The organism is Lentzea pudingi (assembly GCF_014646255.1).
GTDB classification, from domain to species: domain Bacteria; phylum Actinomycetota; class Actinomycetes; order Mycobacteriales; family Pseudonocardiaceae; genus Lentzea; species Lentzea pudingi.
On sequence record NZ_BMNC01000001.1, the window covers coordinates 594,017 to 603,517 of the forward strand.

General features: G+C 68.9%; 8 protein-coding genes and 1 pseudogene. 8 read left to right on the plus strand and 1 reads right to left on the minus strand.

Annotated features, from left to right (window positions below; translation table 11 throughout):
- Positions 1–5: 5 nt before the first annotated feature.
- From IEY88_RS02775 to IEY88_RS02805, 8 genes and pseudogenes are all read left to right on the plus strand, one after another.
- Entirely contained in the window at positions 6–887 is an 882-nt protein-coding gene (locus IEY88_RS02775) for a carbohydrate ABC transporter permease (protein WP_229693032.1), read from the plus strand.
- On the plus strand, positions 884–3,043 hold the full coding sequence (locus IEY88_RS02780; RefSeq protein WP_229693033.1) for a glycosyl hydrolase family 95 catalytic domain-containing protein: 2,160 nt from the start codon (positions 884–886) through the stop codon (positions 3,041–3,043). Before IEY88_RS02775 ends, IEY88_RS02780 begins: the two co-directional genes overlap by 4 nt.
- Positions 3,037–3,939 carry an acetylxylan esterase gene (locus IEY88_RS02785; RefSeq protein WP_189152938.1) on the plus strand — a complete coding sequence of 301 codons (903 nt, stop codon included), beginning with the start codon at positions 3,037–3,039 and terminating at the stop codon, positions 3,937–3,939. The genes IEY88_RS02780 and IEY88_RS02785 overlap by 7 nt, the downstream gene beginning before the upstream one ends.
- The gene (locus IEY88_RS02790; protein ID WP_189152939.1) at positions 3,936–5,282 is read left to right on the plus strand and encodes an ABC transporter substrate-binding protein; all 1,347 of its coding nucleotides are present in this window, start codon (positions 3,936–3,938) and stop codon (positions 5,280–5,282) included. The genes IEY88_RS02785 and IEY88_RS02790 overlap by 4 nt, the downstream gene beginning before the upstream one ends.
- Before the next feature lie 43 nt (positions 5,283–5,325).
- On the plus strand, positions 5,326–5,955 hold the full coding sequence (locus tag IEY88_RS02795; protein ID WP_189152940.1) for a GntR family transcriptional regulator: 630 nt from the start codon (positions 5,326–5,328) through the stop codon (positions 5,953–5,955).
- Between the two features lie 558 nt (positions 5,956–6,513).
- A pseudogene (locus tag IEY88_RS45775) lies at positions 6,514–6,759 on the plus strand (hypothetical protein); the annotation flags it as partial.
- Positions 6,760–7,323: an SCO2207 family protein gene (locus IEY88_RS02800; protein ID WP_505744047.1), complete on the plus strand. Its 564-nt coding sequence runs from the start codon at positions 6,760–6,762 to the stop codon at positions 7,321–7,323.
- Between the two features lie 130 nt (positions 7,324–7,453).
- Positions 7,454–8,662, plus strand: a complete 1,209-nt coding sequence (locus tag IEY88_RS02805) for an MFS transporter (RefSeq protein ID WP_229693034.1) — start codon at positions 7,454–7,456, stop codon at positions 8,660–8,662.
- Here IEY88_RS02805 and IEY88_RS02810 read toward each other — a convergent pair.
- Positions 8,646–9,491, minus strand: a complete 846-nt coding sequence (locus tag IEY88_RS02810) for an XRE family transcriptional regulator (protein WP_229693035.1) — start codon at positions 9,489–9,491, stop codon at positions 8,646–8,648. The genes IEY88_RS02805 and IEY88_RS02810 overlap by 17 nt on opposite strands.
- Between the last annotated feature and the right edge of the window lie 10 nt (positions 9,492–9,501).

Below are 9,501 nucleotides of genomic sequence, written 5' to 3' on the forward strand. Positions count from 1 at the left end.
GCCCGGTGAACCTCTCCATGAAGCTCGGCAGGGGCGTCGCCTGGGGCTACCTGGTCGTCGTGCTGCTGGTCACGATCTTCCCGTTCTACTGGATCGTGCGGACCGCGCTGTCCGACAACTTCGCGATGTCGACCGACCCGTCCTCGTTGCTGCCGGTGCACTTCACGTGGGGCCCGTTCAAACGCGCGCTCGGCCTCGCGACGCCCGCCGAGGCGGCGGCCGAGGGTGGCTCCGATGCCAAGATCGACCTGGCTCTGGCGCTGTGGAACTCCATTGTGTACGCGGGAGTTCTGACGCTGCTCACCGTTGTCTTCTCCGCGTTGGCCGCCTACGCGTTCGCCCGGCTGCAGTGGAAGGGCCGAGAGCTCGTGTTCGGCGTGCTGCTGACGGCGCTCATGGTGCCGTCGGTGTTCACGCTGCTGCCGAACTTCGTGCTGATGAAGGACCTGGGGCTGCTCAACAGCTTCGGCGGCATGATCCTGCCGGGCGCGTTCTTCTCCGCGTTCAACATCTTCTTCCTGCGGCAGTTCATGCTCGGGCTCTCCAACGAGGTCGAGGAGGCCGCGATCATCGACGGCGCCGGGCCGCTCCGCGTGTGCTTCCGAATAGTGCTGCCGATGAGCGTCGCGCCGATGGCGACCCTGACGCTGCTGCAGTTCATCACCACCTGGAACGACTACTTCTGGCCGTTGCTCGTCACCAACGACGAGTCGGTCCGTCCGCTCACCCTCGCGCTCGCGGTGTTCAAGCAGTCCTCACCGCAGGCGTCGCTGGACTGGGCGGGCCTGATGGCGGCGACGCTGGTCGCGGCGCTGCCGATGTTGCTGCTGTTCGTGGTCTTCGGGCGGCGGCTGGTCAACTCCATCGGCTTCACGGGGATCAAGTGAGACTGCACTGGCCGTCGTCGGCGGCGGAGTGGACCGAGGCGCTGCCCGTGGGCAACGGCCGTCTCGGCGCGATGGTGTTCGGCGGGACCGGGCGGTCCCGTCTGCAGGTCAACGACGCGACCGTGTGGTCCGGTACCGCGGCCGGGCCGGCTGCGGCGCTGGCGGAGCGTCTTTCCGAAGGCGCCGGTCCGGAACGGCTCGCGCAGGTGCGGGAGGCGATCTTCGGCGGTGACCTGGAGCGCCCCACCTCGTTGCTGATGTCGTTCGAGGGCCCGTACAGCCAGACGTTCCTGCCGTACGTGGACCTGTGGATCACGTTGCCCGAGGGCGAGTCGCACGGCCGCACGCTCGACCTGGACACGGGTGTGGTCACCGAGCGGATGACCATCGCCGGTGCGGACGTCGTCCGGCGGGTGTGGGCGTCGGAAACCGCGCTATGCGTGGAGATCACCGGTGCGGTACCGGAAGCCGTCGAGATCTCCACGCCGTTGCGGGAGGTGTCGCGCGACGGCCTGAACCTGGTGGTCGAGATCCCGGTCGACTCCGCGCCCCGGCACGAACCGCAGGTCGAGGCGCCGGTGTACGGGGCCGGCGAACGAGGCACGGTCACGGTCGAGGTGACCGAGGGCGAACGCTGGCTGCTCACGCTCACCAGTTCCACGACCTCCGAGTCGCTCTGGACCGGCAAACGCCATGGCAACCACAGGACGTTGATGGACGCCTGCGAGGTGCGGTTCGGGCCCGTCCCCGAGGTCGTCAACGTGCCGGATCTGCTGAGCGGCAAGGACGAGGACCTCATCGCGTCCGTGCTGTTCGCGTACGGCCGGTACCTGCTGGTCTCGTCGTCCCGGCCCGGTGCGCCGCCCGCGAACCTGCAGGGCATCTGGAACGAGGAGCTGCGCCCGGCCTGGTCGTCCAACTACACGATCAACATCAACACCCAGATGAACTACTGGGCCGCCGAGGTCACCGGGCTCGCCGAGTGCCACGACCCGTTGCTGGAACTGCTGGAGAAGCTCGCGGTGACCGGCCGCGAGGTGGCGCGTTCGTTGTACGGGGCGCGGGGCTGGGTGGCGCACCACAACACCGACGCGTGGGGCTGGTCGCTGCCGGTCGGCATGGGTCACGGCGCACCGTCGTGGGCGATCTGGCAGATGGGCGGCGCGTGGCTCGTCCAGCACGCCTGGGACCACTACGACTTCGCCCGCACCTGGTCCACTTTGGAGCGTGCGTGGCCGTTGCTGCGCGGCTGCGCCGAGTTCTGCCTCGACTGGCTGGTGGAAGGCCCCGACGGCTACCTCGACACGTGCCCGTCGACGTCACCGGAGAACTGGTTCCTCGACTCTTCCGGCGCCCCGCAGGCGTTGTCGTGGTCCGTCACGATGGACGTGGTGCTGATCCGCGCCGTGTTCGAACGGACGCTGGCGTTGGCACTGGCCTCCGGGCGTGCCGACCCGGTGCTCGCGGAGATCTCGGCCGCGCTGCCGCGGCTGCGTCCCGTGCCGGTGTTCGACGGCCGGCTGGGGGAGTGGGTGGCCGACCTCGCCGAGGAGGACTCGACGCACCGGCACCTGTCGCACCTGGTGTCGGTCTACCCGCTCGGCCAGATCGTCGCGGATACGCCTCTCGGTGACGCCGCGGCGGCATCAGTGGACCGGCGTGGCAACGGCGCGATGGGCTGGTCGTGGGCCTGGAAGATGGCGCTGCGGGCCCGGCTGGGTGACGGCGAGGCCGTGCGGTCGCTGCTGTCCGAGGCCTCGCAACCGTTCACCGGAGACCGGCACCGCGACGCGCCGGTCGACGGCTCGCGGTGGGGAGGCCTGCTGCCGAACCTCTTCAGCACGCACCCGCCGTTCCAGATCGACGGCAACTACGGCTTCACGGCGGCCCTGGCCGAGGTCGTGGTGCAGAGCCACGACGGTGTGATCGACGTGCTGCCCGCGTTGCCCGAAGGCTGGTCGAGCGGCTCGGCCCGCGGACTGCGGTGCCGTGGCGGGCTTTCCGTCGACGTCACCTGGCACGACGGCGACGTCAGCGCGCGGGTGCGGCGGGTGTCCGGCGACGCGTCGGCGTACGTGCTCGTGAGCATCGGTGGCGAGGTCACCGAGGTCGTCGTGAGTGACGTCGTGGAAGTGCGCGGGAGGATCTCTTGCTGACCGATCTCGGCTTGGACGCGCTGTGGGAGTACCGCAGCTCTTACCTGCGGCCGGAGGACTTCGACTCGTTCTGGGACTCGACACTGGCCGAGGCCCGTTCCTTCGAGTTGAAGGTCGAGGCGGTACCGGTGTCCACCCCGCTGCAGACGCTCGACGTCTACGACGTGTCGTTCTCGGGCTTCGGCGGCGACCGGATCCGCGCGTGGCTGCGCACCCCGCGCGGGGTCACCGGCCTGCCCGCCGTCGTGCAGTTCCACGGGTACGGCGGCAACCGGGGCAGCGCCGTCGAGAACCTGACGTGGGCCAGCGCGGGGTTCGCGCACCTGCAGGTCGAGGTGCGGGACCAGCGCGGCGGCACCGGTTTCTTGACCCGCGGCATCGCGGACCGCTCCACCTACTTCTACCGGCGCGTCTTCACCGACGCGGTGCGAGCGGTCGAGGCCGTGCGCGCACTGGGCTCCGCGGACGTGGCCGTGATCGGCAACAGCCAGGGCGGCGGAATCGCCCTGGCCGTGGCAGGTCTCGTGCCCGGCCTGGCGGCGGTGCACGCGCAGGCACCGTTCCTCTGCGACTTCCGCAGGGCGCTCGACGTCTGCGGCCGTCCACCTTTCACCGAGCTCACCGCCTACATCGCCGAGAACCGGCGATCCGACGTCTTCCCGGCACTGTCCTATTTCGACGGTGTGGGGTTCGCCGCCCGAGCCACGGCCCCCGCCTGGTTCTCGGTCGGCCTGATGGACGACATCGTGCCGCCGTCCACGGTGTTCGGCGCCTACCACGCGTACGCCGGACCCAAGGAGATCAACGTCTGGGAGCACAGCGCCCACGAGGCGGGCGGCTCCGACGACCTCGACATCGCACTGGACGCCTTCCGATCCCTTCTGGAGAAGCCATGAGAATCGCCTTCGCTGCCCTGGCGGCGGCAACAGCCCTGGTGGTCGCGGGATGCGGGAGCTCCGACGCGGGCTCCGGCGGCAACACCGTGAACTGGTGGACGTGGGACGACAAGCAGGCAGTCGCCTACGGCGAGTGTGAGAAGGCGTTCGAGGCCGCCAACCCCGGCACCGACGTGAAGATCACCCGTTACAACGTGGACGACTACTTCACCAAGCTCACCGCCGGTTTCGTGGCCGGCACCGCGCCGGACGCGTTCCAGAACTCCGTCCAGTTCCTGCAGGCCTACGCCTCGCAGCACCAGCTGATGCCGCTGGACGACCTCATCGCCAAGTCCTCTGTGGACATGAAGAAGTTCTCGGTCGGCGTTGACACCTGGAAGTTCACCGACGGCAAGCAGTACGCGCTGCCGCTCGACTGGGCCGCCTCCGCCCTCTACTACAACGCGGACATGCTCACGAAGGCCGGCGTGCCCGAGGCCGACGTGCAAAGGCTGACCTGGAACCCGGACGACGGCGGCACGTTCGACAAGGTGGTGGCCCGCCTGACGATCGACAAGTTCGGCAAGCACGGCGACGAACCGGGCTTCGACAAGTCCCAGATCGCCACCTACGGCATCGGCGCCATGGCGGGCCGCAGCTTCATCGGCGAGACCACGTGGGCCCCGTTCGTGAACACGCTCGGCTGGCGCCTGGGCGACAAGGACCAGTGGCCCACCAAGTTCAACTACACCGACCCGCGCTTCACCAAGACGATGAAGTGGGTCCTGTCGCTGACCGACCGCGGCTTCTCCCCGAAGCTCGGCACCTTCACCACCGGCAACCAGTCCACGATCTCCGACATCGACCTGATCGGCTCCGGCAAGGTCGCCATGACCATGGGCGGCTCCTGGTCGGCCTCGGGCTTCGGCAAGATCCCCGGCGTGAAGGTCGGCATCGCCCCGACCGTCCTCGGTCCTGACGGCAAGCGCTCCGTCCTCTCCAACTCGAACGGCAACAACATCTGGGCGGGCACCAAGAACCCGGACCTGGCCTGGAAGTGGGTCAGCTACATGGGCGGCGAAGAGTGCCAGACCAGGGCGGGCGCCACCGGCACGTTCTTCCCGTCGATTCCCGCCGCCATGGACAACACCGTGACCTCGATGAAGTCCCAGGGCGTCGACCTCACCGTCTTCAACCAGTACGTCAAGGACGGCGTCCTCCACCCGTCCAGCGCCTACGCCAACGGCTCCGCCGTCCAGTCAGCCGAACAGCCCCTCTTCGAGGCGTACTTCGCAGGCCAGCGCTCCGACGACGTGTTCCCCGAGATGGAACGCGTCTCGCAGGAGATACTGGCCAAGAACTAGACGGGAAGTGTCAGGAGTGGTGTTGCGGATACCGACCAGGCGCGTGCTAGCGGATGACGTCTACGAGCAGATCCGCGCCCTGATCATGAGCGACGGCATGGCACCGGGCGCCAGGGTCAACATCGACGAACTGGCGCGCCGGCTGGACGTGTCCCCGACCCCGGTCCGCGAAGCACTGGCCCGCCTGGAATCCGAGGAACTGGTCAGCAGGCTCCCGTTGCGCGGCTACAGCGTGACGGACCTGCTGAACCGCAAACAGGTCGACGACCTCTACGCCCTGCGCCTCCTGCTCGAACCTCCGTCGGCAGCCCTGGCGGCAGCCCGCATGACACCGGAGTTCGTCGAGTTGATCGAGGAGGAACTGGCCACCTGCCCGTCGGCCCCCGCCGACAACGCCTACGACGACTACAAGAACCTCACCGCACACGACCAACGCCTGCACGAACTGATCCTGCGGATCGCGGGCAACGACGCCGTTCTTCAGTCCTTCTCGAAGACGCACTGCCATCTGCACCTGTTCCGGCTGAACTTCCAGCAGCCGTTCGGGGTGCAGACGATCACGGAACATCGCGCGATCGTGGACGCGTTGGTAGCCCGGGACGAGGTGGGGGCGAGCGGAGCGATGACCGCACACCTGGAAATCGCACGAACAAGACTGCTGGACCGCATGTAGCCGCCAGCGCACCGCAACGGCGAAGCCGAGCCACCCTGCCACGCAACGCAATGGCGAAGCCGAGGCGTATGAACCAAGGCCGACCGGGTAAGCGGTGATGACGTGCCCAATCGCTATCGTCGCGAAGCGGCGATGAAATGACCAGGCTCGGCTTTGTCCGCGCAACCACCCTCGCAAGGTGACGTACCGCCAGGCATGCGACCACCCCGCTGGAACCGGCATCAGCGCACGCAAATCGACCCGTTGTCGCCACCGGCAGGCAGCGGCATGCGTTTCCGCGAACCGGCCCAAGACCACCGCCGCCACTGGTATCACCGGCGGAATCACCCCGCGCCACCACTCGGCCCATTCCCCACTCCGCCACGAAATCGGCGAACCCCAGAAGAACCCACCCTGACCAGCAAGATCACCACCACCCTCAAGACCTTAAAACCATTTAAAACAAACAAGGTCCAGTCCAAGTTGAACCCCGTCCGTGACCTCCCCGTAGTCATCGGTACAACACCGTTCGACCCCCCGAGGAGACACAGAATGGGCGCTCGACACCGCAAGCCCGCGATGATCGGCGCGGGCGCCGTGCTGGCGGTCGCTGCTGTCGCCGGTGGCATCTTCGCCTTCAGCGGCACCAACTCGAACGCGGCTGAGGACTGCGGCGGCCTGGACACCGCCCTGCAGAACAACCTGAACTTCATCGCCGGTCAGCAGGCGAACCCCGACGCTCAGTCGGACGCGCGCATCCAGAACCGCCAGCAGGTCGTCAGCCTCATCAACCAGCGGCGTGCGGCCGCCGGGTGTGGCAACAACGTGCAGGCCAAGCCCGAGGCCGGGCAGGCCGCGACGTCCGGTGAGGACTGTGGCGGGCTGGACAAGGCGTTGCAGAACAACCTGACCTTCATCGCGGGCCAGAAGTCCGCTCCGGACGCGCAGTCCGAGGCGCGGATCGCGAACCGGCAGGCCGTGGTCGACCTCATCCAGCAGCGACGCAAGGCGGCGGGCTGCAAGGGTGACGGCGGCGCGGCCGACGCCGGCAACGGCAACGCGGGCCAGGGCAACCAGCCCACCCAGCAGCCCACCCAGCAGCCCGACGCGAACCAGGGCGGCGACAACAACGGCGCCACCGGCCAGCAGGTCTGCAACGGCTCGACCGTCACGCTGTCCGGCGAGGGCGGTGCGCCCGCCGCGTCCAGCGGCACGTTCCCGGTCGGCACCACGCTCAAGGTGACGAACCTGGACAACAACAAGTCCACGACCGTCAAGGTCGCGTCGGTGTCCGGCAGCTGCGCGCTGCTGAACAACGCGGCGTTCGAACAGGTTCGTGAGCCGGGCAAGTTCCTGATCCGCAACGCTCGGATCGAGAAGATCGGCTGATCTGTCCACAACGGACAGCGCAGCGAACGGCCGGGTGTTCCCCTCAAGGCGCGGGGGGAACACCCGGCTGTTGCGCGGTCACGTCGAATAGTGTGGTCACCGGACCGCCGGTGGTGACACCTTGGTCGTCGTGACGGAGAAAGCAACAGCACCATCTGTCCTGCGGAACACGGCCTTCCTGCGACTGTGGACCGGCACGACCGCGTCGGGACTCGCGATGTGGGCCCTGCCGTTCGTGCTCGGCCTGGCCGTCCTCGAACGTTCGATCACCGCCGTCGAACTCGGCGTCGTCCTCGCCACCAGAACCGTGGGCTTCCTGGTGGCCGTCCCCGTCGCCGGTGTGCTGGCCGACCGCCACGCACGCCGGACCGTCGTCTTCTGGTCGTGCCTCACCGGTGCCGTGATGACTCCGGTGATCGCGCTCGGCATGGGCAGGTCGTTGCTGCTCATGGCTGCCGCGGCCGCGGTCGTCGGTGCCGGCCAGGGCGGCTGCCGGCCCGCGTTCCAGGCGATGGTGGCCGAGGTCGTGCCGGAGCCGCAACGCCAGCAGGCCAACGCCGCGACCACGCTCGCCATCAGGGTGACCACGCTGGTCGCGCCGAGCCTCACCGCCCTCGCGGCCCTCGTGACCGACGCGAAAGCACTGCTGATCGTCACCGCCGCGCTCTGGCTGGTCGCCACGGTCGTGCCGCCCAAGGGCACCTGGGCACCGGACCGTGCGAGCAGCCGAGCGAGCTTCGCGACGGACTTCCTCGAAGGTCTCAACGAGGCGCGCCGCCACCCGTGGCTGCTCTCCGGACTCGGCGCGCTGACCGTGATGGTCGCCTTCGGCTACTCCGCGACGGCCGTCCTGCTGCCGGTGGTGAGCCGCGACCGCTACGACACCGAAGCGGTGCTGGCGGCCGCCACGACCGCGTACACCCTCGGCGCGCTGGCGGGAGCCGCCCTGATGGCCCGCTGGCGCCCGAGGACGCCGGGCTGGGCCGGTCTGGCAGGAATGGCCTGCTACGGCCTGGTCCCGCTGGCCCTGCTGCTGCCGGTGCACTGGTTCGTGCTGATCGCCGGGTACGTCGTGGCCGGCATCGGGATCGAGCTGTTCAACATCCCGTGGTTCACCGCGGTCCAGCGAGAGGTCGAACCGGGCAAGCTCGCCCGCGTCTCCTCGCTCGACTTCCTGCTCTCCTTCGGCCTCGCGCCGGTCGGCCTGGCCTTCATCGCACCCGCCATCGACCACTTCGGCGCCGGAGTCGTGCTGGGCGCCTGCGCGGTCGTCTGCTTCGCCGCCCCGGCGGCCGCCGCGCTGGTCCCGAGCTCGAAGGGGTTCACCAGGTCCAGCTGAAGCCGCGCACCCCCGGCCGCACGTCCAGCGCCACGTCCAGCAACGTGCGGCACGGCGCCACGGGCGACCCGTCCGCGAGCTGGACCACGGACGACGGGGCGGTGCCTTCGAACGTCACCTCCAGCACGTACTCCCGCGTCGGCAGCCGGAACTTGCGCTCGTAGTTCGTCGCGGGCGGGCACGGGTCGTGGTTCACCAGCTCGTGCTCGATCACGACGCTCTCGCCCTTGCACAACGGCTTCTCGAACAGCAGCTCCGCGACCAGCAGCCCCTCGCCCGGCTCCTGCACGACCTGGCCGACCGTGCAGTTCTTCAGGGCGTTGACCTGCGGCAACGGCAGTTCGTGGTCGTCGACGTGCATGATCACGACCCACCGGTCGGGCCCGGTCATCGACGCCGACAGCACCTGCCTCGAGCGGAAGACCCGCTCGGTGCGGTCCGCCCCGATCGTCACGAAGTCCTGCTGGCTCACGCGCAGGAGCTGGTCGTCCCACTGCGTGTCGAGGCCGTGCAACGCGTGCTCGACGGGCGAGGGGGAGGGCCAGAACGCGGACATCGGCGCCGGGGCGTGGCGCAGCCAGCGGCCACGCGGGCGCGGCGGGCCCAGCAGCTCCGAGAGGTGGCCCGGCGGCACCTGCAGGATGTGTTCGAGGTGCACGACGGCCTGCATCGACTTCTGCCGCTCCGGACGGCTGCGGCCGGTCTGCCAGTAGCTCAGCGTCGCCATCGAGACGGACACGCCGTTCTGCGAGAGGTGCTCGCGCAGGCGCTCCAGACCGAGACCGCGATTCGTGATCGCCGTCCGGAGAGCCTGCGCGAACTCGTCCACGCTGGTCACG